18 protein-coding genes are annotated in these 25,649 nt (G+C 45.2%); 4 read left to right on the top strand and 14 right to left on the bottom strand.

The features are described 5' to 3' along the window. Positions 1-152 precede the first annotated feature (152 nt). A complete protein-coding gene (gene rnhA / locus E5S67_RS05010) occupies positions 153-1,070 on the bottom strand; it encodes a ribonuclease HI (protein ID WP_172185964.1) in 918 nt (305 codons plus the stop codon). Positions 1,071-1,151: 81 nt separating this feature from the next. Between rnhA and E5S67_RS05005 the strand changes: the two genes are divergently transcribed. Both E5S67_RS05005 and E5S67_RS05000 read left to right on the top strand, forming a co-directional pair. Then, entirely contained in the window at positions 1,152-5,948 is a 4,797-nt protein-coding gene (locus tag E5S67_RS05005) for a CHAT domain-containing protein (protein ID WP_172185979.1), read from the top strand. Between the two features lie 18 nt (positions 5,949-5,966). Continuing rightward, positions 5,967-6,374: a hypothetical protein gene (locus E5S67_RS05000; protein WP_172185963.1), complete on the top strand. Its 408-nt coding sequence runs from the start codon at positions 5,967-5,969 to the stop codon at positions 6,372-6,374. Between the two features lie 60 nt (positions 6,375-6,434). On the opposite strand, the gene E5S67_RS04995 is transcribed toward E5S67_RS05000, so the two are convergent. Beyond that, positions 6,435-7,652: an acetate kinase gene (locus E5S67_RS04995; protein ID WP_172185962.1), complete on the bottom strand. Its 1,218-nt coding sequence runs from the start codon at positions 7,650-7,652 to the stop codon at positions 6,435-6,437. Positions 7,653-7,885: 233 nt separating this feature from the next. Between E5S67_RS04995 and psaK the strand changes: the two genes are divergently transcribed. Further along, positions 7,886-8,146 carry a photosystem I reaction center subunit PsaK gene (gene psaK, locus E5S67_RS04990; protein WP_172185961.1) on the top strand — a complete coding sequence of 87 codons (261 nt, stop codon included), beginning with the start codon at positions 7,886-7,888 and terminating at the stop codon, positions 8,144-8,146. A 44-nt stretch (positions 8,147-8,190) separates the two neighbouring features. Here the strand turns inward: psaK and E5S67_RS04985 are convergent, their stop codons facing one another. The 8 genes from E5S67_RS04985 to topA form a co-directional block, all read right to left on the bottom strand. Continuing rightward, the gene (locus tag E5S67_RS04985; protein ID WP_172185960.1) at positions 8,191-8,829 is read right to left on the bottom strand and encodes a histidine phosphatase family protein; all 639 of its coding nucleotides are present in this window, start codon (positions 8,827-8,829) and stop codon (positions 8,191-8,193) included. 28 nt (positions 8,830-8,857) lie between these two features. Then, complete coding sequence (locus tag E5S67_RS04980; RefSeq protein ID WP_172185959.1) at positions 8,858-9,547, bottom strand: DUF3226 domain-containing protein; 690 nt, start codon at positions 9,545-9,547, stop codon at positions 8,858-8,860. After that, positions 9,540-10,529 (bottom strand): AAA family ATPase, encoded by a 990-nt coding sequence (locus tag E5S67_RS04975; RefSeq protein ID WP_172185958.1) that lies wholly within the window; start codon positions 10,527-10,529, stop codon positions 9,540-9,542. Before E5S67_RS04975 ends, E5S67_RS04980 begins: the two co-directional genes overlap by 8 nt. 142 nt (positions 10,530-10,671) lie before the next feature. Then, complete coding sequence (locus E5S67_RS04970; RefSeq protein ID WP_172185957.1) at positions 10,672-13,146, bottom strand: phosphoketolase family protein; 2,475 nt, start codon at positions 13,144-13,146, stop codon at positions 10,672-10,674. Positions 13,147-13,603: 457 nt separating this feature from the next. After that, positions 13,604-14,038: a hypothetical protein gene (locus tag E5S67_RS04965; protein WP_172185956.1), complete on the bottom strand. Its 435-nt coding sequence runs from the start codon at positions 14,036-14,038 to the stop codon at positions 13,604-13,606. A 7-nt stretch (positions 14,039-14,045) separates the two neighbouring features. Beyond that, positions 14,046-15,335 carry an AAA family ATPase gene (locus E5S67_RS04960; RefSeq protein WP_172185955.1) on the bottom strand — a complete coding sequence of 430 codons (1,290 nt, stop codon included), beginning with the start codon at positions 15,333-15,335 and terminating at the stop codon, positions 14,046-14,048. 535 nt (positions 15,336-15,870) lie between these two features. Continuing rightward, positions 15,871-16,113, bottom strand: a complete 243-nt coding sequence (locus tag E5S67_RS04955) for a hypothetical protein (RefSeq protein ID WP_172185978.1) — start codon at positions 16,111-16,113, stop codon at positions 15,871-15,873. A gap of 408 nt (positions 16,114-16,521) precedes the next feature. Next, a complete protein-coding gene (topA, locus tag E5S67_RS04950; RefSeq protein ID WP_172185954.1) occupies positions 16,522-19,248 on the bottom strand; it encodes a type I DNA topoisomerase in 2,727 nt (908 codons plus the stop codon). A gap of 471 nt (positions 19,249-19,719) precedes the next feature. On the opposite strand from topA, the gene E5S67_RS04945 reads away from it, so the two are divergent. Next, on the top strand, positions 19,720-20,493 hold the full coding sequence (locus tag E5S67_RS04945) for a VOC family protein (protein ID WP_246276628.1): 774 nt from the start codon (positions 19,720-19,722) through the stop codon (positions 20,491-20,493). 513 nt (positions 20,494-21,006) lie between these two features. Here the strand turns inward: E5S67_RS04945 and E5S67_RS04940 are convergent. Genes E5S67_RS04940 through E5S67_RS04925 form a run of 4 tightly spaced genes read right to left on the bottom strand, consistent with a single transcriptional unit; the run spans position 21,007 to position 25,620 of the window. After that, positions 21,007-21,522, bottom strand: coding sequence for a helix-turn-helix domain-containing protein (locus tag E5S67_RS04940; protein ID WP_172185953.1), 516 nt, complete (start codon positions 21,520-21,522; stop codon positions 21,007-21,009). Then, a complete protein-coding gene (locus E5S67_RS04935; protein ID WP_172185952.1) occupies positions 21,519-23,642 on the bottom strand; it encodes a SpoIIE family protein phosphatase in 2,124 nt (707 codons plus the stop codon). Before E5S67_RS04935 ends, E5S67_RS04940 begins: the two co-directional genes overlap by 4 nt. Further along, complete coding sequence (locus tag E5S67_RS04930) at positions 23,639-24,631, bottom strand: ABC transporter substrate-binding protein (RefSeq protein WP_172185951.1); 993 nt, start codon at positions 24,629-24,631, stop codon at positions 23,639-23,641. Before E5S67_RS04930 ends, E5S67_RS04935 begins: the two co-directional genes overlap by 4 nt. Then, positions 24,628-25,620, bottom strand: a complete 993-nt coding sequence (locus E5S67_RS04925; RefSeq protein ID WP_172185950.1) for an ABC transporter substrate-binding protein — start codon at positions 25,618-25,620, stop codon at positions 24,628-24,630. The genes E5S67_RS04930 and E5S67_RS04925 overlap by 4 nt, the downstream gene beginning before the upstream one ends. Positions 25,621-25,649: the final 29 nt, after the last annotated feature.

Below are 25,649 nucleotides of genomic sequence, written 5' to 3'. Positions count from 1 at the left end.
ATGCCTGCAATTCAAATCTAACGACTGATGACTGATGACTGATGACTAAAAGGACACAACAATGTTGTGTCCATACGGAATTTTGACAAATCTTGCTTTGAGACCGTCATTAGTCATCAGTTATCAATCAACTAATAACTAATGACTAACCACTAATCAGTTGTACTAACGTGGTCGATTCTCTCTAATTGCCAGAGAATTTGGTTGCCCTCGCGCCGCACGCGAGAAACTACCCAATTTCGCCAAACCCAGTTGTCTCCGCGACTGGTGACAGCGCTGGCATTTACATCCATCAAATCAGCCAGTTCTGAACTGGTAATCAAGTAGCCTTTCGTCGCAACCTCGTCGGCGATGTGCAACGTTTCGATCAGATTGCGGAGTTCCTGAACCCTCACCTCGCGGGGCAAGTTCTCCAGGGTATCGGCAGTTGAATCCATCATGGTAGAGTTGGAGCTCGGAAGGTCAGAAGTTATGACATAGGATTCTATCGTTTTGTTACCAGTTGCGTCCGTTTCTTCCGAAACAATTGTGTTTTCCGAACCTAGGGGCGGTGTCGCCGCGCCGGCAAAAGTGCCCGCCTGAGTCTCGCCTGCTGTTGGTTTCTGCTGTTGCAGTTCGGGAGCGAGATTGTGCGAGAAGCTGCGGGCGATTTCATCGCATCTGTCGTTGTAGAAGTCGCCGGAGTGGCCGCGGACGTGTTCCCACTTGATTTGTCGGGAATTTAGCTTGTCTAGCAGGTGCCAGAGGTCTTGGTTGACAACATCTTTGCCCGTTGAGGTTTTCCAGCCTTTATTTTTCCAGCCTTGAATCCATTTGGTGATGCCGTTTTTAACGTATTCGCTGTCGGTGTAAACGGTGACTGGTTCGGTTTGACCGGAATTGGCAAAAAATTCTAGCGCTGCGACGGCAGCCTGCATTTCCATGCGGTTGTTGGTGGTTTGGGGGTCTGCACCTCCGAGTTCGTGACAGTTACCGTCGGCGAAGCAAACTACTGCACCCCAGCCGCCCGGGCCCGGGTTGCCGGAACAAGCGCCGTCTGTGTACAAGCTTTTGATTTGGGGAATTGTCATGAGCGAATTAATGTGTCATTTAGAGGTAAGTTCTTTGCAAGTGCGATAATTAAGGCAATTGAGATAGTTTTACTTGCTGCTATGAAAAATGCCAACTTAAAGATTAAAAAGGTCGGGCTATTTATTTGTCCTTTTTCTTTGTTAATTTTTAATACTTTCGCGCAAGCACAGCCTATCGTCCCTGCTGCTGACGGTACGGGTACTGCTGTCACCCGCAGCGGCAACCGCTACGATATCAACGGCGGCAGTTTGTCGGGAGACGGGGCGAATCTTTTTCACAGTTTTGGGCAGTTCGGCTTGAATGAAGGTCAAATTGCTAATTTTCTGACTAATTCGGCTATTCAAAATATATTAGCTCGAATTGCTGGCGGGGACGCTTCGCTAATTAACGGTTTAATTACTGTCACGGGCGGCAATTCTAATCTTTTTCTAATTAATCCTGCGGGGATTGTGTTTGGCCCGAACGCGAGTTTGAATGTGCCGGCGGCTTTTACTGCAACTACTGCTACTGGTGTCGGTTTTGGTTCTAATTGGTTTAATGCTGCGGGTACAAATAATTTTAGCGCTTTGGTTGGTACGCCAAATGGTTTTTATTTTGGTGCGGGGGTACCGGGAAGTATTGTTAATGCTGGCAATTTAGCTGTGACTCCGGGGCAAAATTTGGCTTTACTGGGCGGTACGGTTGTTAGTACGGGGCAGTTGTCGGCCCCGGGCGGGCAAATTACTGTTGCTGCTGTTGGGGGATCTCAGGTTTTGCGCATTAGCCAACCGGGGCATTTGTTAAGTTTGGAAATAGCAACAGGCGGGAATTTGGGGAATTCTCAACTGATTTTAAATCCTGTTTCTTTGCCGCAGTTGCTGACAGGTACGGGGCAAAATCAGGTGTCGGGTGTTGCGGTTGCGGATGACGGTTCTGTGCGGCTTGTGGGTTCTGGTTTGCCGGTGAATTCTGGGGATGTGGCGATTTCTGCTAATATTTCAGGGCTTCCGCAGTTGAATGCCGGAAGTGCGAATTTATGGGCTGCGGGAAATCTCACGTTAGCGGGCGCTAGGCTGCAAACTACGGGGGATTTGAGTTTGCTGGGTCGGGATGCGGTGCGGGTTAGAGACAGCGCCCAGAATCCTTTTTTGGCGCGGGCTGGGGGTAATTTAGACATTCGGGGCGATCGCACTATTGATATTCTCACTCAAAATGCGATCGGCGGCTTGTCTCTTCCCGCGCAATTCCAAAGCGGCGGCAATTTGAGTTTAGTTAGCAACGGCGTTATTTCGGGGGATTCTCACTTTGTTTCGGGGGGCAATTTTTCGGTGCGGAATCTCTCGGGAATGCCGGGAAACTTTGTCAGTTTATTTGACCCGATTATCAGTTCGGAAGGAGATGTTTTCTTTGGAGATTATACCGGTGTTTCGCTGAAAGTGGAGGCGAAGGGGAGCATTGTTGCCGAGGATATTACAATTACCGGTCCCGATATTGCATTGGGGAGGGAAAATGTGAATCCCGACGATCCAGATCTTGCTATTTTAACCAGCAGTCCGGCCTTAATTCTGCGGGCTGGAGTGGCAAATCTAGCAAATGCTGCTAATCCTGATACTGAGAGTTTAGGTGAAGATGCAATATTTATAGATTCATTATTATCGAGCAATTTTATTTCTGTTGACAATATTTCTGCAGGCGGGCCGGTGATTTTGTCAGCGCTGGGAAATATCGTAACTAGAGATATTAACGGCGGTAGAATTAATCTGGAAAGCAGCGAAGGGGCAGTGATAGTCGGGGGCAGATTGATATCGAGTTCGACTATTAATATTCAAGCTCTCAACAATATTATATTGACAAATGACATTTCTCGTGCTGATATCAACGGCAGTATTAGTCTGAATACTTTTGGGGGCAATATAGAAACGAGGTCGATCGATACTGGGACTTCCGGGGCGATCGAACTCAGAGCTTTTGGCAATGTCAATTTTGGGACTTTGCAGGGATCTCAAGTTGATATTACCAGTAACTCTGGAGGTCTGGGAGTTTTGACTGATGCCAATACAATTTCCCCCAATACTGCACCTGTTAATATTACAGCAACCGAGAATATCAATTTGACAGCTTTTAGAGACTTAACGGTAGGCAATCTCACCGCTGCGACTGTCAGTGCTAGCAGCAGCAACGGGAGTGTTAATACGGGTGCGATCGCTACTACCGGAGATGTCAGAATTTTAGCAGGAGAGCAAATCAGCACTGGGGAAATAACTATTAATCCTGTCGCCACAAATCCCGCTAATCCCATCATTCCTACAGTAAATCTGGATGCACAAACTAATATTAGCGTTGATTCCATTAATGCTCCGGCGGCTACGATTGCTTTGAGAGCAACCAGCAACTTAAATGCAGGGAGTTTGCTGGGAGGAGCAGTGGAACTCAATAGCGATGAGGGAAATATTGCGATCGGCAATACTACATCTCTAGGGAATATTAATGTTATAGCTTCTGACAATGTAATTTCAGGGAATTTGCTAGGAACAAGAGTTAATGTAAATAGCGATTCGGGAACTATTGATATTGGAAATGCCACAGCAACGGAAAATACTGTTAATATGACAGCTTCGGGCAATGTAAATTCAGGAGATTTGCGGGGAGTTGGAGTTAATGTAACTAGCAATTCGGGAATTATTAATATTGGCAATACTGACGCCACAACAGGAAATGCCAATTTGACAGCTTCGGGCAATGTAAATTCAGGAGATTTGCAGGGAGTTGCAGTTGATGCCACTAGCAGCAGGGGAACTGTCAGCACTGGCAATATAAGTGCTTCTGAAAGAGTCGGAATTTTAGCGGGAAACCAAATCGCAATTGGGCGAATAAATGTTAATCCTGTTGTTAGGGTCGATCGCACTTCTACAGTAAATCTTAACGCTGAAAATAATATCAGTGTTGCATCGATCAATGCTCCGGGCGGTAATGTTGAGATCGCAACTCCGGGTTTAGTTCGAGTGACAGGTACTTTTGACCAAAACGGCACTCCTGTTAGCATCTCGACTCTTGGCGACACTCAACCCGGTACAGTTACGATCGCCCACGGCGGGGGCGATGTCAATCCGCCGACGGCTTTTTCGGTGGGAGATGCGACGACTAACGGTACTGCTGGGGCGATCGCCAGCAATGCTTTGGGTACGATTACTCAGGGGCAATCTTTCATAAATTCTTACACTCAAGGCAATAGTGCGATCGTCACTACCAATCAGCCAACTAATCCCGACATTCCCGACAATCCGACTAATCCCAACAATCCGAATAATCCCGACAATCCAAATAATCCCGACAATCCAAATAATCCGAACAATCCTGACAATCCAACTAATCCGAATAATCCTGACAATCCAACTAATCCGAATAATCCCAATAACCCCAATTCGCCGCCAATATTACCAAGAGATAGATCGCGATTTGATAGAGGGCGAGCGTTTTTTTTCGATCCCAACCAACCCTTTAGTCGCGAACAGCGGCAGAACCAAAACAGAATATCGCGAGATATAGGAAAACCGAGAGACAGGATGCCGCCCGAAAGAATGCAATCTCCCAGAGAACTGAGAAATTTCATCAATTCAAATATCAGAGATTCTGTTATTCAGTCAGCATTTCGCGGCGACATCGGCAGGAATTTGGAGGTAGGGAAAATATCGGAAGCTTTGTCTCTGCTGGACAAATCTTTCAGCCAAGAATTCCAGGAATATTTCGGCATCAACATCAGCGACGAGTTGGTATCCCCAGAGGAAATTCAAAAAAAGTTAGCATCCGTGGGGAAAGAAACTGGCACGAAACCTAGCTTAATTTATCTGTACTCGCAACCGGAAAAATTAAATTTAATGCTAATAACTTCTTGCGGTGAAGTTGTTCACAAAAGTGTGCCTGCTGCGAACAGGGAAGCACTGCTGAAAGTTGTAACTCAGTTCAGAGATGAGATTACTAAACCGGGCGTGCGGGGTACTACGAGTTATCTACCATCTTCTCAACAGCTTTATCAGTGGATGATTGCGCCTTTAGAGGACAGTTTGAAAAAGTGCGAAACCGATACTATTTCCTTTGTTGTCGATCGGGGTTTGAGAGGTATGCCCTTTGCTGCTTTGCACGACGGACAGCAATTTTTGGTGGAAAAGTACAATCTCAGCCTGATGCCCAGCATTAATTTAACAGATAGTCGCTACGTCGATATCAGAAATTCTCAAGTTTTAGCAATGGGTGCCTCGGAATTTTCCGAGTTGAATCCTTTGCCTGCTGTTCCTGCTGAAATAGCGGCTATTTCCCGAGAGTGGCCGGGAGTTAGTTTTCTGAATGAGGGTTTCACTTTGGAGAATTTGAAGCGATCGCATGAAAGCCGGCCTTTTGGAATTATTCACTTAGCTACTCATGGCGAATTTCGACCGGGGGCGCCGAATAATTCTTTTATTCAGTTGTGGGATAGTCGATTGCGACTCGATCAATTGCGGGATTTGAGATTGAATGATCCGCAGGTGAATTTATTAGTTTTAAGTGCTTGTCGGACTGCGGTGGGAGATGCACAGGCGGAGTTGGGTTTTGGGGGGTTGGCGCTGCAAGCGGGGGTGCAAACGGCTTTGGGGAGTTTGTGGTACGTTTCAGATGAAGGTACTTTGGGATTGATGAGTGAGTTTTACCAGCAGTTGAAGACGGCGCGAATTAAGGGGGCGGCGCTGCGACAAGCCCAAATTGCGATGTTGCGGGGAGATGTGCGTTTGGAGGGCGGCAGATTGCGGGGTTCAAGTCGGGGTGAGGGGGTGGAGTTGCCGACTTCGCTGCAAGGGTTTGCCGATTTAAAGTTGTCGCATCCTTATTATTGGTCGGCTTTTGTGATGATTGGGAGTCCTTGGTGATTCCAAGGGACTCGGCGGTTGAAACCGATCCTATACACACGAAGTCCGCCTCTGCGGGCTAATGGCTACTTTTTGCGCCTAGTCCAACACCAAACGATCGCACCTGCGAAGATACCGATCGCACAACTCAGAAAACAGGAAAATATAAACGGATGCAATACTGCTGTTAAGGGTGCGGTAGCGGGATGGTTTTTGAGAGTCTCGAAGAGTTTGTCTGTGCCGCTAGATGCTGCGATGCCGCCTGTTGCTAAACCGACGCCGATCGCCCCAATTTTTCTTTCTAGGCGAGCGTCTCGCTTTTTCTCTGCTTGCTCGCTTTTGCGGAGTTCGATTTGGTTCTGGCGATCGATCGGCGCTTGTTCTATTTCTACTATCCCTCGAATTGAGGCGATCTTTGTTAGTGCGATTTCTAAGCCTTGTTTGTGAGTCTACAATCTTCTCGATTCCCCCTACTGCTTATTAAAGGGGGTATGGGGGATCGAATTATTACAAATGCGAGTAAAGTTTCCAGCATTCTCGCGCAATTTCCCAGTCTTCCTGCGTGTGAATTACCAAAACTCTCGCGGCTGAATCCACTGTCGCAATATCTTCATCAACTGGCGAGTGTTGATTCTTCTCCCCATCCAATTTTAACCCGATAAATCCAAAAGCTTCGCAAGCCGCACCCCGCACCACAGGCGAATTTTCCCCAACTCCCGCCGTAAAAATCAAAGCATCCAACCCTCCCAAACTCGCCAGCATCGCCCCAATTCCGGCGCGCAAACGGTGAATGTAAATATCCAAAGCAAGTTGAGCTCTTTCATTACCTTGGGCGATCGCATCTCCAATCTGCCGCATATCGCTAGATACCCCAGAAATCCCTTTTAAACCAGAATTACGATTGAGAATATTATCTAATTTTTCAGAAGTTAAATCCGATCGCCTTAACAAATGAATTATAATCCCAGGATCGATCGAACCCGATCGACTCCCCATCATCAAACCTTCCACAGGCGTAAATCCCATCGTCGTGTCAACACTCACGCCCCCCCGAATCGCCGCCAGAGAACATCCGTTGCCCAAATGACAGCTAATCAGTCGCAAATCTGTCAAATCACGGTTCAGAAGCTGAGCAGCCCTGCGAGCGCAATATTGATGGCTAATGCCGTGAAAACCGTAGCGGCGAATCCCGTTTTCCAGCCATTCGTAGGGGCCGGGATAAACAAACGCAGCGGGCGGCAATTGCGCGTGAAAAGCTGTATCAAATACTGCTACTTGCGGCACATTTGGGAGGATTTTTTCAAGGGCTTCGATGCCTTCGAGGTTGGCGGGATTGTGTACGGGGGCAAACAGAGATAAACGGGCGATCGCCTCTTTAACATCCGGCGAAATTAACGTACTTTGCTGATAGTCTTGCCCGCCGTGTACGACGCGGTGGCCGACAATATCAATCTCCTTTAAATCATTAATAATTTGAGTTTTTCCCCGCCAAAGAGTCTCCAGCATTCGAGAAATAGCAGCTTTGCGAGAGTCTGAGGTAAACTCCTCTTCAAGCCGATCGCCCTTTGCTGTTTTGACTTTTAACTCTGCTATACCCTGCTGGTGAGTCCAGTCTATTTGAGCCTCCCAGAGGGGTTGCAAAGGTCGATCGGGCAGGACATCGTTTAACTCGTAAAGACAGCTCTTTTGACTGCTAGAACCCGCATTTAACACCAGTATTTTCATGCTTTATTATGTCCTGTTGATTCATTCTTTCGATCGCTAGGCGATCGAAATCGCGTTTTGTCAAACTTTCGTCCCAGCAGAGGGGGACTAAAAAATCTTGAGATCCTGGGAAAATTATTAAGAAAAATGTCGAAAAATTAACTGTTAATGCAATCTGTAGCTAACAGTTGCATTTTTTTGATATATCTTCTATGCAGATTTTCATTTACTAAAGTTTAAGGAGCCGACGATCGATGTTTACACCAATTTTACTTGCCACTGTCGCCAGAACCGTAGAGTGGAGCCCCGAGATCGGTTTAATTATGATTATTTGCAATATTGCAGCCATTGCTTTCGGCAAATCAACCATCCAAAATCCTCACACAGGCCCAGCCGCCCCCTCATCGAATTTGGTCGGCGGCTTGAGTTTGGGTGCACTTGTGGGAAGTCTCTGCTTCGGTCATATTCTAGGAACGGGTACGATTTTAGGATTGTCTTACCTCGGTGCGATTTAGTTTCAGACTCTAGGGTGCGCAGTACGCGCACCTTACCCCCAATTTCAAGTACCGGGTAAATTGCGGAGGGTTTCATCCATGTACGATCGATCGCCCAAAACCTCCAGCAGCGGCCCGCGAACATCAAACTTGACAATACTCACAGAAGCTGCTAAAGCGGCAATTCGATAGCGATAACGTCCCAAATCAATCCCCAACAAACTGCACAGAATAATTCTAATAGTTGCTTTGTGCGAGACAACCAAAACATTACCGCTCTTGTACTTTTCCTGAATTTCTGCGATAACTAAAGACGATCGGCTAGCAATTTCCACGGAAGTCTCGCCGCCATTCGGTGCATTCCAAGCAGGTTCAGTCAGCCAATTAATATAATCTTCTTCGTATTCTTTTTTGACCGCTTCTACTGTTTTGCCCTCCCACTCACCGTAGTTAATTTCCCTCAGTCCGTCGTGAAGCTGCATTTCAATTCCCACAGCATCACACAAAGGTTTTGCAGTAGCAATTGTGCGTTTCATCGGACTGACATAAACAGCATTCCAAGGCAATTTTGCGTAAGCGGCGCCAAACTGTTCTGCCATTTGAGAACCTACGGGCGTTAATTCTGGATCTATATGGCCGCAGAAACTGCCAGTCTTGCTGTAAGTCGTTTCACCGTGTCGTACAAAGTAGATTTTTAAGCTCATGAGTTAATTGTGTGTGAATTTTACTCTGTTAGCAAAAGAGTTTAAAAAACTCTTTCAAATCATTGAGAGCAGGATGATCCCAATTCCAAATATCTTTTTTGTGTTCCATAACATACTCAAACTCAGACATACTGCATTTTCTGCCAGCTTGTTTCTGATCCTGCTTTGAGCAAGTATCATACCTAATATAGTTGTTAATCCAAAATTTATCAAAATCTTTCTGCTTAATTTCCTTTCCCTCCTTTTCTTTTATGCAACTTCTCCACCTATCCAAACAATCAGCATGAGGAGATTCTCTAGCCTTTATTGCCTTTAAAAGCGTTTCCAGTTCGCCTTTACCTCCAACATTTGTAAAGTAACAAGCCAATTTTGCATTTGTTCCATGATCTGTACAAATATCGATAAATTGTTTAGTGCTTGACAAGCTTTCAGCTTTAAACACTGGTTCTATACATCTATCTACAAATTTCAGCCGTTCTTGCTCTGAAAAATTATCAATATCGATAATAATTCCAATCTTTTCGATATCTTTTCGGTCAATCTTTCTTATTAAATTTTTTAAAGCTTTGATTAACTCTGTTTCGCTCAAGCCTTCCAAAGGTTCATAATCATCTATATAAATAGGTTTTTCTACCTGGATATCACAGTTGAGTTTCTCAACCATTGCCTGCATGAAAAATTTATCATTTTTACTTTCTACTATGACAATATTACTCACCTCTCACTCCTTCTTGATGCTCTAGTGCGTAATTCAAAGTTTCCAAATCGAGCCGACTTCCGATTATTTGATTTGTTTTGAGTGTCCTTGCTAGTTCAAAATATGCGCTGCTGGATTCCTGATTTTTTTCTAAACCCACATCAGCAAATGCTTGAAGCATCTCTAAACTGTGCGTTGTAGCAAAAATCTGCGTATCCAGTTCAACCGCCAACCGAAATAACACTCTCCAAAACTCCCGCTGACTTGTATGGTGTATGCCATTTTCTATCTCATCAATTAGCACTATTTTGTGTTCGCTGTTTACCAGTTTAAGGATTATTTCTGCAACTCTGTTAATGGCATCTCCAAACAATGATAAAGGCAAACGCTTTTCGCCTTTCCTTCTCAAGTAGAGCGTGGGTTCCCCAATCGAAAAACTCTCTACTGATTCGATTGTAGGGTCAAGAATTTGAAAAGCTTTCAAAACTTCGCTATCTTTGTCATCCAAACGCGCGTTATCGTATGCTTGTGTGAGTTCTTTTCCCGAAATCCTGATCCAGGAGGGAATGATTGGTACTTGATCCATAGAAATGCGAAAATTCCTTAAATATCCGGCAGGAACCTTGGTTGATGACCAACTAGATAGGTCTTCTTGGTGGCTGGATTTAAAAATTAAACTAGATTTTAACGAATTAATTTCTACTCTAATAGTATGATTTTCTTGTTTGCCAACAATTACTATAAATCTATCTTTTTTTAGTGCATAGAATAAGTTATCCCAGGTTCTATTAGCCATATATTCTATGGCTTCTAATGGCTCTCTTCTAAGCTCTCTTAGGATTGCTAGACTGCTAGCGTTTGGAGCAACATTGAGAAAAATTGCTTCTAGCAAGGCTGTTTTGCCAGCATTATTTTTACCGCCGATTAAATTTACTCTTTCAAAACCAGAAATTTTGATTTGCTCAAAGCATCTAAAATTTTGAATTTCTATTTCTTTAAGCATTACTGTTTTGGATATCTAAATTCTGAATTACGGCAGATTTATTCTCAAACAAATGGAATCTCGTAGGGACAAGGCAATCCCGTGTCCTAATCCACGATCCTGTGCCGGACACGGCATTGCCGTGTCCCTACCCAGAATATCGCTAGCCCGGTGCACCCGATCGCACGGTTTGTTCTGCAGTCGCCCCCGGATCAGTCGTTTCCTTCGGCGCTTCCGGCGAAACCGGGCCTGCGTGCGGCCACTTCCAGTCGCGGATTTCCGGCATATCATCGCCGTGCTTGGTGATATACTGCGTGTGCTCGATCAGCTTGTCACGGATAGCTTGTTTGCCGTAAGCTGCTACAGAACTCAGTTTCGGAACGCGATCGAGTACATCTGCAACCAAGTGGAATCGATCGAGATCGTTCATCACCACCATATCAAACGGCGTCGTAGTCGTTCCCTCTTCCTTGTAACCCCGAACGTGAATATTCGGGTGATTTGTCCGGCGGTAAGCCAATCGGTGAATCAGCCAAGGATAGCCGTGAAAAGCAAAAATCACCGGCTTATCTTTCGTGAACAAACTATCAAACTCCTTGTCAGACAAACCGTGAGGATGTTCGCTAGAGGGCTGAAGTGTCATCAAATCCACCACATTCACCACCCGCACTTTTAAATTGGGATAATCTCGGCGGAGAATGTCAACAGCAGCCAAAGTTTCCAGCGTCGGAACATCACCCGCGCAAGCCATCACCACATCCGGTTCGCCGCCTTTATCGTTGCTGGCCCACTCCCAAATACCGATGCCGGCGGTACAGTGTTTAATCGCAGCATCCATATCCAAATATTGCAATGCCGGCTGCTTCCCTGCAATAATCACGTTGACATAGTGGCGGCTGCGGAGACAGTGATCCGTTACTGACAGCAAAGTGTTCGCATCCGGCGGCAAATAAATCCGCACCACTTCCGCTTTCTTGTTAATTACGTGGTCGATAAAACCCGGATCTTGGTGAGAAAAACCGTTGTGGTCTTGCCGCCAAACGTGAGAAGTTAGTAAGTAATTCAGAGAGGCGATCGGTCGGCGCCAAGGAATGTCGTTAGTAGTTTTCAACCACTTGGCGTGTTGGTTGAACATTGAATCAATGATGTGAATAAACGCCTCGTAACAAGAGAAAAAGCCGTGGCGTCCCGTCAGCAAATAGCCTTCCAGCCATCCCTGACACATATGTTCGCTGAGGACTTCCATCACGCGGCCGTCGGGGGAGATGTGGTCGTCTTCGGGCAGAATGTCCGCCGCCCACACCCGGTTCGTCACTTCAAACACCGGATCGAGGCGGTTTGAGGCTGTCTCGTCAGGCCCGACAATGCGGAAATTGGCGTTTTCCTGATTGATTTTCATCACCTCTCGCAGGAAACGACCAGTGACGCGGGTGGCTTCGGCCATTACAGTGCCCGGTTTTTGCACGTCAACGGCAAAGTCTTCAAATTCCGGCATTTTCAAGTCTCGCAGCAGCAGGCCGCCGTTAGCGTGGGGATTTGCCCCCATCCGCCGATCGCCCTTGGGTGCGAGTTCCGCCAATTCGGGAATTAACTTGCCCTTTTCGTCGAAGAGTTCTTCCGGCTTATAGCTTTTCATCCAATCTTCCAGGAGTTGGACGTGTCCCGGCTTAGAAGCCATTTCCGAAAGTGGGACTTGGTGCGATCGCCAATAATCCTCAGTTTTCTTACCGTCAACTTCCTTCGGCCCCGTCCAGCCTTTGGGAGTTTTCATCACAATCATCGGCCACTGGGGACGACCCGAATAGCCCTCCGTCCGGGCTTTTTCCTGAATCGCCTTAATTTCGCCAATGACTGTATCGAGAGTTGCAGCCATCAACTGGTGCACGGTTTCCGGGTCTGAACCTTCCACCCAATAAGGTTTGTAGCCGTAACCGACCATCAAACTTTCCAATTCCTCGCGCGGAATGCGGGCCAACAGCGTCGGATTGGCAATTTTGTAGCCGTTCAAGTGCAAAATCGGCAACACGGCCCCGTCGCGAACCGGGTTGAGAAACTTGTTAGAGTGCCAGCTAGCAGCTAGCGGGCCGGTTTCCGCCTCCCCGTCGCCGACAACGGCCGCCACAATCAAATCGGGGTTATCGAAGGCCGCCCCGTAAGCGTGCACCAGGGCGTAGCCGAGTTCGCCGCCTTCGTGAATCGAACCGGGGGTTTCCGGGGCGACGTGGCTGGGGATACCGCCGGGAAAGGAGAACTGTTTGAACAGCCGCTTGATACCCTCTTCATCTTGGGAAATGTTCGAGTAATATTCGCTGTAAGTTCCTTCGAGATAGGTGTTGGCGACCAAGCCCGGCCCGCCGTGTCCGGGGCCTGCGATGTAGATGGTGTTGAGGTCTTGGGCTTTGATGATGCGGTTGAGGTGAACGTAGATGAAGTTGAGGCCTGGAGTCGTGCCCCAATGTCCGAGGAGTCTGGGTTTGACGTGTTCGATTTTAAGGGGTTCTTTGAGTAGGGGATTGTCGAGGAGATAGATTTGTCCGACGGATAGGTAGTTTGCCGCCCGCCAGTAGGCGTTCATTTTGTGTAGTTCTGAGTCGGAAAGCGGCTTTAATTGCGGGATCTCGGTTGTTCCTAGCATCATCAGCGATTGCCTCCTGAGTTTTGGTTATTTTGTAAAGTGCGATCGATATTAATTTTTTATCTGTGACATTTTGTATTTAAACTCGATGTCTTCCACGGAAACTATAGAATTCTAGCTCGTTTATGCCTACCTAAAAGTTTAAATCAATGTTAATTTCTGGCTAAACATCGCACAGTTCTGCTCGAATAAAGGCGACCAATTAGGGGGATCGAGGAATTAAGCAATATAAAATAGGATTTACACAAAATTTTTTGTAGGGTGTGCACTGCCCACTGATCCGTAGTATATGTTGGGAGTGGTGGGATGTGTTGTGGAAGTCCCGAAAAGATATTTCTTAAGGTAGATGTCAGAATTAATAATAAATACGAACTCAAATTTAGTTGAGGCAGGGCGATCGTCCGCTGACTCCTTTTCTGCTAAAGTTTTGTATGTTGGTCATATCAAAGTTCTCGTTAGTTTAGCTTGTAGACGTACTTAAATCATACTCATCTTGAATATTCTTGATTCGGAAACTCGCATTAAATTTTTTCTTAAACAGACTTTGTAGCTGTTGTATGCTTGTTGTTTGTTTTGGCACACGTGTAGACACGACAAAACATAGCTTCTTAATCTTTTGGGGATTTTCCGAAATTAATTTAATAGTTGATTCTATTTGTTTAACCGCCTGTGCAATATCGCTTCCTTTCAACTCTACATATATTTCTACTGCATCAGAAGGAATGAGTGCGTAGTCGCAACGCAAAGTCTCATTGTCACTAATAACGCAGCCATCAACCTTAATTATTAATATTTCGTCTTTATTCGGGTTGAGGAACGTTATTTTACTTTTGTTCTCCTGCAAGACAATCTTGGTGTCGGATCTATGTTCCTCACACTCTGGAAGACTTTTCATATACGATTCAAACTAAGTTGAGAAGTTGATCGAATTCAATAGCTAGTTCATCAGAAACAGAATCAATCACTCGCGCATCAATCAACCCAGTATCAGGACACACAATACTATTGCATTTTCCATCGCTCAAAACATAGGCTGAGAGATCGGAAACATCTAATGATTTGTATCTAGATACAATCTTTTCTAGTTGATGTTGTATATCTTCGCTGGATTCTTCATAAAGAAGCCCAGCCTGGAGCAGATTATTAAGTGCTGTCAGGACATAAGGACTATGGGTAGTTATGAAGAATTGAAGTTGCTCTTTGCGAGAATTAAAGACTGTAGCGATCAACTCGACAATATTACGCTGTGCGCTTGGAAATAAATGCGCTTCCGGCTCCTCAATATACACTGTCTGACCGACTGGAGGGGAAGCTATAAAAGGTAGTGCAGCTAGGATAATTGTCAGAGGTAATGTTTCCTGTTGACCGGAAGATGAGTTCGCAATACTAATACGTCTTCCATCTGCCACCTCCAGAAAATCTTTGCCTTTTTCCTGTATATGCTTACCACATAAAGACTGCTCTATTAGCCTGTTTATTTCCTCTAGTATATCTTTTGTATATTTATGTTCAAGGTAAATATTATATTTTATACGCAATTTTTTTATCGTTTCGTATGTTGAGCCAAAGGATCTTAGAAATGGATCTAAGGTATTATTGCTTGAAAGAAAAGAAAAAATATTGCTCTGAAGATTAGCGAAAAATGAGCGGCCAGCAGGAATAAAAAGCTGATTGAAGGCGGCCTCTCGACCAATGGATCTGCCTAAACTTTCTACTAAGTGATCTTTTAAAAATTTATGGCCAAACAATGAACTATTAATAATATTATTACTCAAAGTTATTTCAGAGCTTTCCTCTCTTGCTTTTTTGAGTAAATTGCGTAGGTCTGCCAATTGTTTCTTGAAAAAATCTGAATAGCTGAGGGAAATTCTACCTTTGGTATCCTGTTTTCTACTAACTTCTATAAAAACATTGCAAATTTCATACCTGATGAAAAAATCTTGTTTTCCCCAACTATCAGGAGGAAAATATTCCTCAAAAGTCTTGGAATAGTTTGAATCTAGATTACGTTTTGTCTGCTCATTATTTACAACCGATAAAATTTCCCATACAAAGTTTTTAAAATAAAATAGAAGTTTAGCGCAAACGCTTTTACCACTAGCTTGAGGACCAATAAGTATATTTATTCGTTTGATTTCAATCTCCAAATCCTTGATGCCAGCAAAGTTTCTAACTATTAATTTTTCAGCCATAATTGAAATCAAGTATGGTAAGGGCTTGTGTCATCTTAACATACCAATTTAACTTTTCTGGTTAAAGTTGTCACTTTTGTGTTAATCAAGCGAATTAGTCACCCTAGGAAAAACCTCAAATAACTCTCATTAATATCAAGATGGATTTCTACCATTTGTACCAATATACTTTTGGATTACCGCAGTTTTTTCGTGAAAGTCGATCGCCCATATCGCCTTTCTGGTCGCTGAGGAGATTTTAGACCAACGTGCGGTTATTGATAGGGAAAGGAATTACCGAAACCCTAAAATAATACCATTTTTACAAAGTTTGGCTAGACAATAAGTGTTGGGTTTGTTTACCTCGGCTCTCGATGGCACAGGTGCGGATCTGTGAGATTGTCGATATGCAAGTTAGGGGTTGTTCATGGCGGCGCACCCTACGACTACTTAGCCGATCGCCGCAAAGTAAACTACAGCAATCTCAATCCGAAAATCACTGCATCGGTTTGATTGCTTGCTAGATGGCATCGCCGATATTTCCCGCTGAAAAAACTTAGGACGCGACTAAAACCGGGCACTCTGAAATCCGGCAACTAACAGTAGGTTGCTGCGAAACGACTTGGAGTTCGTGAGGATAGCGGGGACGCGGGTCATTTTCTAACCAGATGGGCGGTACCATCATTACTTCATAGTAAGCGATCGTATGCAAAACCCCTGGCTGGGACTTCAACTCGACTGTCAAGCCCGCTCGGTACTCAAATGCTTCTTCCCAGTCTAAGTTTTCATTGATACCCATTACGATCGCGCCTCTTAATCTTGTTTCTTTTCTCAATTGTAGAGCGCTACATAAAACATTGGGTACTTTCTGTTGCTTATGATACAATTTTTAACCTTATATGTTCGTTCCCTGACAATTTAACAGAGAAGAGCAATTGTCAATAAGTAAATAGGATGATTTTGCCGATGGGTGACAAGTAAGCTGAAAAGGTAGGCTTGAGAAGAGTTTGAGTTGATATGTCTCAAAAAAATAGGGGCGGGCGAAGCCCGCAGACGCTGATGACAAATACCTAAGAGAAGAAAATTGTCAGGACTAAACTCCTTACTACAAACCTATTTTTGTCATGTTGTCTAGTATTTGATAAATAAAAAAACCCGGTTTTTTGAATAAACCGAGTTTTTGGGATGAGGGAAAACTCAACTAATTTTACTTAGTTGTTTTCTTGGCTGTTGTGGCAGTCGCCGCCTTCTTAGTCGTGGTTTTCTTCGCCCCAGTCGTCGTCTTTTTAGCAGTGGTTTTCTTCGCCGCAGTCTTCTCAGTTGCAGTCTCGGACTTCGCCGCCGCAGTCTTAGTAGACTTCTTCGACTTGCTGCTAGATTTACCGCCTCCCGCTGCTTCCTTGGTTGCTAACAATTCCAGTGCTCTTTGTAAGGTAAAATTCTCCACAGATTCATCCTTCGACAAAGAAGCATTGATATCGCCGTGTTTCACGTAAGGGCCATAGCGGCCATCGTAAACATTGAGGGGTTCTCCCGATTCTGGATGCGCGCCCAATTCCTTCAAAGGTGTGGCTGTTTTGCTGCTGCCCCGAACGGCTTTTGGTTGCGCTAACATTTCCAATGCCCGATCGAGCTCGATCGTCAAAACATCATCCGGCGGTTTGATCGATCGATAATCTTTCCCCAGCTTACCCTGGTCGTGCACCACATAAGGCCCGTACATCCCCAAATTAGCTTGCACCTTCGCCCCCGTCTCCGGGTGAGTGCCCAACAAGCGGGGTAAAGTCAACAAACTCACCGCCATATCCAGCGTCACGCTATCCTTATCCGTCCCCTTCGGTAAAGAAGCCCGCTTCGGTTTCTTGTTCGTTTCCGAAACTTCCCCTAACTGAACGTATGGCCCATAACTGCCAATAAGCACATAAATCGGTTCCCCAGTTTCCGGGTGAAGACCCAATTTTTCCGGGCCTTCGGTTTTTTGCTTTAACAGAAACTCCACTTGTTCCGGGTCTAAATCTGCCGGCGTCAAATCTTGGGGAATCGATGCTTTTACCAGGCCTTCTTCGCTTTCAGATTCCAGGTATGCGCCGAATTTGCCGATGCAGACTTTAGCAGAAATATTCTCCAATACCACAGTTCGGGCAACTTTCGCGTCAATCTGGCTTTCCTGTTCTTTGACTTGGGTTGCGAGTCCGGTTTCCCCTGTATAAAACTTTTGCAAATACGGCAGCCATTTCGCCTCGCCGGTGGCAATTTCATCGAGGGTTTGTTCCATTCTGGAAGTAAAACCGGTGTCTACTAAATCGGGAAAATGTGTTTCCAATAAAGTCGTGACGGCGAAAGCGGTGAATGTCGGAATTAGGGCGTTAGCTATTAATTTGGCATATCCCCGATCGACAATTGTACCGATAATACTCGCGTAGGTACTCGGACGGCCCACCCCTTCGCTTTCGAGCATTTTGACCAGAGAAGCTTCCGTATAGCGGGCGGGAGGTTGAGTTTCGTGACCAACTGCCTCTAAATCCTGACAATTAGGTTTATCCCCCACCTTCAGCGCCGGCAAAATCACCTCTTGGTCTTCCAACGCCGCATTCGGATCGTCGGAACCTTCCACGTAGGCCCGCAAAAAGCCTGGAAAATCAATGCGTTTGCCGCTGGAACGGAAACCGGCATCTTCTACCTGAGTTAATACAGTGACGTGAGTTTGGCGGGAATCGGCCATTTGAGAAGCCACAGTCCGCTTCCAAATCAAATCGTAGAGGCGGAAATCAATGCCATCCAATCCAGTTTGCTGCGGAGTCCGAAAAGTGCTGCCTGCGGGACGGATAGCTTCGTGGGCTTCCTGCGCGCCTTTGCTTTTGGTGGTGTATTTGCGCGGTTGGGGGCTGAGGTATTCGCTGCCGTAAAGTTCTTGCACGCAACTGCGCGCCGCTGCGATCGCCTGTTCGGATAAATGCACCGAATCCGTCCGCATATAGGTGATAAAACCGCGTTCGTAGAGACTTTGGGCAATGCGCATCGTTTCCCGCGCACCCAGCCGCAGCTTGCGGTTAGCTTCTTGCTGCAAAGTCGAGGTCGTAAACGGTGGCGAGGGTTTGCGGGTGACTGGCCGTTCTTCGAGATTTGTGACAGTCCAAGGTTTGTTTTGAATGCGTGAGAGTAAAGCCCGCGCCTGTTCTTCGTTCAGCAAAAGTACGCGGCGGCCGGAGATAATTTGCCCGGTATTTTCATCAAAATCGCTGCCGTTTGCAACTTTCACCTTGCCGACTGTCACGAGTTTGGCATCAAAGGAAATTTTGCCCTTTTCCAAAAGGGCTTTCAAATCCCAGTAGCTACCTTGGCGGAAGGCGCGGCGTTCCCGTTCCCGACGCACCAACAGGCGTACAGCGACTGACTGCACTCTACCGGCGGACAAACCCCAAGCGATTTTTTTCCACAGTAGCGGAGAGAGTGTGTAACCGACGAGTCGATCGAGAATTCGGCGAGTTTCTTGGGCTTGTACAACTCGATTGTCGATATCCCGGCAGTGAGTTAAGGCGTCGCGGATAGCTTCGCGGGTGATTTCGTGAAACACCATCCGCTTGATCGGAACTTTGGGTTTGAGGATTTGCAGCAAATGCCAGGAAATGCTTTCGCCTTCCCGGTCTTCGTCAGTGGCTAGAATCAGTTCTGTGGCGTCTTTGAGGGCGTCTTTGAGTTCTTTAACAATTTTCTTTTTATCTTTCGGGATGACGTAGAGGGGTTCAAAGTCTGCCTCCACGTTTACGCCGAGTTGCGCCCATTTTTCTCCTTTAACGGCTTCTGGTATTTCTTCGGCGGAGGATGGTAGGTCGCGGACATGGCCCATCGATGCCTCTACACGGTAGGTGGAGGGCAGGAAGTTGCGGATGGTACGGGCTTTTGTGGGAGATTCGACGATGACTAAGGTTGACATGGCATCTTTTAAATATGGATGGCAGCGCAGCTAGAGGGTCTAAGTTAGAGAGTGTAGGTCAGATGTCAAGGCTTCTTTCAACTTTGGGCGATTATTTTCAAACTACCTTAATTTTTAAGTTACTGCCGATCGGGTGGCAGGTAACAATGTGATGAGATTTTACTGCTTTCGGGGCAGAGGCTGCGAATCGCGTCTCTACAAGATGCACCGGATGATGACCTGACTCTAGCAGAATTGCCGGTAACTGGATGTTGAGACTGCTGGATGCGGGCGGATGGTTCCTCAATCTGGTTGTAACTTGAAGCTTGGGAATTTTGGGCGATCGATTGCGCGATTTTAGATTTTAGATTTTAGATTTTAGATTGGGAAAGATTGACTCAGTAGAGGTTTGGGACTATCGATTGCGCGATTTTAGATTTTAGATTTTAGATTTTAGATTGGGAAAGATTGACTCAGTAGAGGTTTGGGACTTTGGTACAGTACGCTGTGCAGTATAAGCGTGGCGATCGCAAAAAAAGCAATCACAGGGGATTAAAATTACTTGAGCTAGCGATCGATTCTCTGAACAATGCTATGACATTTGAATTTGACCATCTTTTCATCCTTACTGATATTGGTGCTTCGGAAGCTAATCATTTATCATCCTTCGGTTTAGTTGAGGGTTCATCTCGCATTCATCGCGGACAAGGTACAGCCAATCGCTGTTTCTTTTTCCATAACGCAATGTTGGAATTGTTATGGATTCACGATCCAGAAGAGGCGCAGTCTGAGCCAATTCATCAGACTCGTCTTTGGGAACGCTCGACAAATCGGAATAATGGTGCGTGTCCATTTGGCATCTGTTTGCGTCCAGCCCAAGGTTCTGAGGACACAGTTGCATTTTCAAGTTGGGCATATCGTCCACCTTATTTATCTGAAACGATGAGTATCGCAGTGGGAACAAATAGTGATGTTTTGACTGAGCCGATGCTTTTCCAAATTTCCTTTGGTAAACGTCCAGATCGATACTCTGCTCATAAGTCACAGCCTTTGGATCATGGTGTGGGTTTCCGCGAAATTACTCGTGTAGAATTAGTCAGTCCTGCTGCCAATAATCCGTCACCTGAACTTCAAGCAGTGCTTGAGACAAATCAAATAAAGTTACGGATAGGAACCGAGTATTTTGTGGAGCTTGGTTTTGATGGAGAAGTGCAGGGACAAAAGGTAGATTTTCGACCTGGATTGCCGCTTATTATTAGTTGGTAGTTTGAACCCGCCAGCTAAAAAAGAGTTCTATAAGCTGCAGAAGTCATACCCAGATGGCGCCGAAACTGTTTGCTCAAATGGCTGTGGCTATTGAAGTCTCACCAATCAGGCAATTTCCATAATCGATCGCTCTTTTTGTTTTAACAACTGCTTTGGCCTATCAATATCCGCTGTTGCAGCAGATATTTATCAGGAACCCTGCCGATCGCTTCTTTGAACAGATGACTAAATTAAAATTTACTCATGCCTAGCAATGCAGCTAAATCAGCAAGTTTGAGGTCTTGGCTTAGATATTTATTGATGTATAGTATTTATCAGGTTTGTGGGGTAACTGTCCATATAAATAATAACATGAGAAAATTCCATTTCACTTTACCTATTGGTTTGACTCCAAAAGCTGTAATCTTGTTTTTTTCAATTATTTTTAAGCAAATTTATTCTAGTTTCATCTTGCAACCAACATTTGAGTTTATTTTTTTGCGGGATTTGCGGTAGTCGACTCTAACCATCAAGCTACTTTGAGGAATTTTCTTGAGCTTTTTTTATTTTCAGCTCGATGTCGGCATCCTGAGCTTTTTCGTTATTCACAGGCTTCGATAGCTTTAATTTGGCTTTCATGCGATAGTGTAATTGCTTGTGTAATGTTTGATATTTAACTGATACGTGATAGTTATCTTCTACCCATTGACCGATTTCTTTATAAGTCTTAAAATCACAGGATTCTTCACTTAATTTTTGTGAAAGTCCGGCTATTACCGCTGAGGGAATTACTCTGGGTCTACCAGTTGGTTGGCGTATTTTTAACAGTTCTGACAGACCGCCCGCCATATATTGTTTTAACCATCTATGTACAGTAATTCTATGTACACCTAAACGTTCAGCTACATCTGTAAGGCTTTGACTCGCTCCAGCTTTTAACCAATAAAGTGCCTGAATTTTTTGTCGATTAGCTAGAGTTCGCTCCTGCGACAGAATTTTTTTTAACTCGTCTGCTGTTAAATCAATTCTTTCTTGGTAGTTTACTTTCATAAAGTATTCCTCAAACTTTCAGCTTGATTGTAGCATAGTTTTGGAGAACTGATATTATTAACTAAATTTCCCTTTTCAGTAACGTCCGCCTGCCGCTTAAAGACTAGCAACGTAATATCATCAAACACTTTCTGCTTACCGATATGTTGCCGTACATCTACAATCACCGCATCCTTAACTTCTGCAGCAGACTTGTGCCAATTTTGACCGATCACTTCACAGAGTTGCTTAAGTCCATACTGCTTTTTACCGATGTTATAGGCTTCTGGAATGCCATCCGTATATAGCACCACGCCATCTCCAGGTTCTAGCTCAATCAGGATGTGACTGATGAAGCGTGCGATATCATCATCTAAAGCGATCGGCAAGCCTAAATCCATCGTGTCGATGCGCTCAACCTCTCCATTTTTTCGCACCACTAGCGTTTCTTCATGCTGGCCGCTGATGCTGATCAGTCCTTCGGAGTAGCTCAAAATCGCCAGCGTCAGACTTTTTTCAGAATTCATGCGCTGCACGTTTTTGTAGAGGGTACGGTTGAGTACATCCAGGAATCGAACGGGGTCGAGTTCACGAATCTCTTGCAGAGTGCGAACTGAGGTTTGCGCCATCAGCATCAGAATGCCGCTTTCCAGGCCGTGTCCGGTGACATCACCGATAGCCAGTGTGACAATACCATCGATCTGTAGCACGTCGTAGTAGTCACCTCCTACTTCATCGGCGGGTTCCATGTATCCGGCGATATCTAGTCCGTCAATTTCCAGTTCCTCAGGGTTGGGCAAAATCATTTGCTGGATCTGACGCGCCACATTCAATTCTGCACCTAAGCGGAGGTTGTCTACTTTGAGTTTGTCGTTGAGGGCAATGATTTCCTCATTAGCATTAGCGAGTTCTGCTGTTCGTTCTTTAACTTTGTCTTCCAGGGTTTCAAAGGATTCTTGGAGTTGCCTCGCCATGCTGTTGAAGGATCGTGCCAGCAGACCGATTTCGTCTTGCGATCGCATCTTCACACGGATGTCTAAGTAACCCGCCGTAAACTGGGCAACCGCTTGGGTGAGGTCAATCAGAGGCTTTGTTAATAGTTGTGCGATCGCAAAAGCGATGATAGTTACAATTCCGGCGATGATTGCTAATAAAACAAGTGCATCGCGTATTTGTTTTTCTACAGGTGCTAGGGCAACGGCAATCGGCTGTGCGAAAACGACTGACCAACGTTGATGTTTCAGGTGGGCGATCGCTAAAAGGCTCAACTCATTATTACCCGTAGCTGCCAATCGTGTGGTTAGATAAGGCTGTTTAGTTTCTAATGCTTGCTTGAGGTCGGGCAAATTGATTGCAAGTTCTTTCGTTAGATTCTTAGGCAAACGCCCTTCGCGTTGCAGTTTAGCTACAACATTGGGTGACAAAGGCACAATCGATTTGAAAAGGAGTTCGGGTTTAGTGCTATGTGCCAGATGAATATAGTGCTCATCTAAAAGAACTGCTAACGATTTCGCACGTGCGTGTTCAGTTTCCCTAGTCACCAACTGCTGGACAGATGTGGCATTGTATGTCACCCGCAATACACCCAATGTATTTCCCTTCGCATCGCGAACAGGACTGCTAAAAAAAAGCGTAACTAGGTTGGGAATTGTCGGCGATTGCCTAATACTAGAAACAAAAGGTCGTTGAATTTTGAGCGGTTCTTGGAAGTAATCTTGACCGGATTCATCTCGTCCAACATCCGGTGTATTCGTATCGAGTACATTCCGTCCCTTTAAGTTGAGCAAGGCATAGGAGATAATATTAAGCATATCTTTGCGACTGAGCCTGGTTAAGGTTTCAGTCGCTAACATCTCTTGGGGACTACCATTTCGCCGTTCTGGAGGTAGGCCCAGATAGGCAGCCAAACCTGGTAAAATCGCTTCTACGCGCACGGCATTGAGATTCGCATCGATAAACCCATCTATTCTGTTAGCGGTTTCGTTAGCCTCAGCAGATAGGGCTTGTCGTGCGTTGTCGGTCAAGGCATTTTCAGTTGTATGTTTGTCTATAAATGCTAACAGCAGCAATGGAATCAGAGCAACGACGAGAAACGACACGATTAACTTTGTACGAATGCTGTTGAAAAAGGAGCGCTTCATGGTTTCAGACTAGGAAGGGGGGTTAAGAAAGAAGAATTGAACAAGGTTTCTAGATTGGGAAGGCGCGTCACATTGCCAGCGCGAATAAAAAAGTCCGCATATTTCTTGGCGGTTTTGTAGATATAATTAGGACTGTCTGATTGAAAGAACTTTTGATTTTCTGCAAAGTTAGTGAGGTCTATTCCCTCGAAAGAGATTGTCTTGCTGGGAATATTCAACGCTTTGCTCACGATCTCGTTTCCTTCGGGAATATTGGCTTCCCAATATGACAAGCCTTGAAGCCAGCCTCGCACAAAGGCGCGAACATCTTCGGGGCGATCGCGTATGGCCTCACCCCGAAACGCGAGCAAATCCAAAATTAAGCCTGGGGTTTGTTTGCTTGTAAACAAAATTTTTGCTCCTAATTTTAATGATTCAGAAATATGCGGTTCCCAAGTGTGCCCTGCTTGGATAGCATTGTTTTGTAAGCGCTGGGGAACTTGTAAACCATCAACTTTAACCAGGCTAACATCATCGCTCGTCAGCTTAGAGATTTTCAACATCTCAGTAACGAAGACTTCGCTAAAGCCGCCTAGATTTGCACCAAGCTTTTTTCCTTTCAAGTTAAGAATTGTTTTAATCTCCGATTGCGCGACTACCACATCTGCACCTGTCGATTCATCCACAACCATCACAGCTTGGATATCAGGATTTGTGGCACTCAAGATCATGAAATCTCCCAAGGTTAATCCAATCCCATCATACTTCCCTGCACTGAAATCTGCTTGTTGCAATTGTAAGTAGTCTACATAGCTCAGTTCCACGTCTATCCCTTGCGCTTTGAAGAATCCTTTCTCTTGAGCAATGATGCCAGGCATATGGCCAACAAAAGAGATAAAACTTACTTTCAGGGGAGGACGTTTTACTTTTAGAGATTCCGGAGAATGACAAGAAAACAGCAGCCAGCAGGTAATAATAATAAAGATGCTGTTGAAAAAGAAGCGCTTCATGGTTTCAGACTAGGAGGGGGGGTTAAGAAAGAAGAATTGAACAAGGTTTCTAGATTGGGAAGGCGCGTCACATTGCCAGCGCGAATAAAAAAGTCCGCATATTTCTTGGCGGTTTTGTAGATATAATTAGGACTGTCTGATTGAAAGAACTTTTGATTTTCTGCAAAGTCAGTGAGGTCTATTCCCTCGAAAGAGACTGTCTTGCTGGGAATATTCAACGCTTTGCTCACGATCTCGTTTCCTTCGGGAATATTTGCTTCCCAATATGACAAGCCTTGAAGCCAGCCTCGCACAAAGGCGCGAATATCTTCGGGGCGATCGCGTATGGTCTCACCCCGAAACGCGAGCAAATCTAAAATTAAGCCAGGGGTTTGTTTGCTGGTAAACAGGATATGCGCCCCTAATTTTAATGCTTCAGAAAGATGCGGTTCCCAAGTGTGTCCTGCTTGGATAGTATTGTTTTGTAAGCGCTCGGGAACTTCTAAAGCCTCGACTTTAACCAGCCTAACATCATCGCTCGTCAGCTTAGAGGTTTTCAACATCTCAGTAACGAAGACTTCGCTAAAACTGCCTAGATGTGTACCAAGTTTTTTTCCTTTCAAGTTAGGGATTGTTTTAATCTCCGATTGCGCGACTACCACATCTGCACCTGTCGATTCATCCACAACCATCACAGCTTGGATATCAGGATTTGTGGCACTCAAGATCATAAAATCTCCCAAGGTCAATCCGATCCCATCATACTTCCCTGCACTGAAATCCGCGTCTTGCAATTGTGAGTAGTCTACATAGCTCAGTTCCACGTCTATTCCTTGCGCTTTGAAGAATCCTTTCTCTTGAGCAATGATGAGAGGTGTATAGCCAACAAAAGGAACACAAGATACTTTTAGGGGAGGACGTTTTACTTTTAGAGGCTCCCGAAAATGACAAGCAAACAGCAGCCAGCAAGTAATAATAAAAATACAGATGTAATTGAGTGGTTTAGACATACTATATAGAGCATTCCTGGTGTAGAAAA

The organism is Microcoleus asticus IPMA8 (genome assembly GCF_013179805.1).
GTDB classification, from domain to species: Bacteria; Cyanobacteriota; Cyanobacteriia; order Cyanobacteriales; family Microcoleaceae; genus Microcoleus; species Microcoleus asticus.
Note: the sequence above shows the minus strand (reverse complement) of the source record. Positions and strands in the feature narration are given on the sequence as shown.

What these genes read in the sequence shown, in the direction of transcription:
- rnhA (WP_172185964.1), bottom strand. Translation starts at nt 1,070, where the DNA reads ATGACAATTCCCCAAATCAAAAGCTTGTACACAGACGGCGCTTGTTCC.
- E5S67_RS05005 (WP_172185979.1), top strand. Translation starts at nt 1,152, where the DNA reads ATGAAAAATGCCAACTTAAAGATTAAAAAGGTCGGGCTATTTATTTGT.
- E5S67_RS04995 (WP_172185962.1), bottom strand. Translation starts at nt 7,652, where the DNA reads ATGAAAATACTGGTGTTAAATGCGGGTTCTAGCAGTCAAAAGAGCTGT.
- psaK (WP_172185961.1), top strand. Translation starts at nt 7,886, where the DNA reads ATGTTTACACCAATTTTACTTGCCACTGTCGCCAGAACCGTAGAGTGG.
- E5S67_RS04985 (WP_172185960.1), bottom strand. Translation starts at nt 8,829, where the DNA reads ATGAGCTTAAAAATCTACTTTGTACGACACGGTGAAACGACTTACAGC.
- E5S67_RS04975 (WP_172185958.1), bottom strand. Translation starts at nt 10,529, where the DNA reads ATGCTTAAAGAAATAGAAATTCAAAATTTTAGATGCTTTGAGCAAATC.
- E5S67_RS04970 (WP_172185957.1), bottom strand. Translation starts at nt 13,146, where the DNA reads ATGATGCTAGGAACAACCGAGATCCCGCAATTAAAGCCGCTTTCCGAC.
- E5S67_RS04965 (WP_172185956.1), bottom strand. Translation starts at nt 14,038, where the DNA reads ATGAAAAGTCTTCCAGAGTGTGAGGAACATAGATCCGACACCAAGATT.
- E5S67_RS04960 (WP_172185955.1), bottom strand. Translation starts at nt 15,335, where the DNA reads ATGGCTGAAAAATTAATAGTTAGAAACTTTGCTGGCATCAAGGATTTG.
- E5S67_RS04955 (WP_172185978.1), bottom strand. Translation starts at nt 16,113, where the DNA reads ATGGGTATCAATGAAAACTTAGACTGGGAAGAAGCATTTGAGTACCGA.
- topA (WP_172185954.1), bottom strand. Translation starts at nt 19,248, where the DNA reads ATGTCAACCTTAGTCATCGTCGAATCTCCCACAAAAGCCCGTACCATC.
- E5S67_RS04940 (WP_172185953.1), bottom strand. Translation starts at nt 21,522, where the DNA reads ATGAAAGTAAACTACCAAGAAAGAATTGATTTAACAGCAGACGAGTTA.
- E5S67_RS04935 (WP_172185952.1), bottom strand. Translation starts at nt 23,642, where the DNA reads ATGAAGCGCTCCTTTTTCAACAGCATTCGTACAAAGTTAATCGTGTCG.
- E5S67_RS04930 (WP_172185951.1), bottom strand. Translation starts at nt 24,631, where the DNA reads ATGAAGCGCTTCTTTTTCAACAGCATCTTTATTATTATTACCTGCTGG.
- E5S67_RS04925 (WP_172185950.1), bottom strand. Translation starts at nt 25,620, where the DNA reads ATGTCTAAACCACTCAATTACATCTGTATTTTTATTATTACTTGCTGG.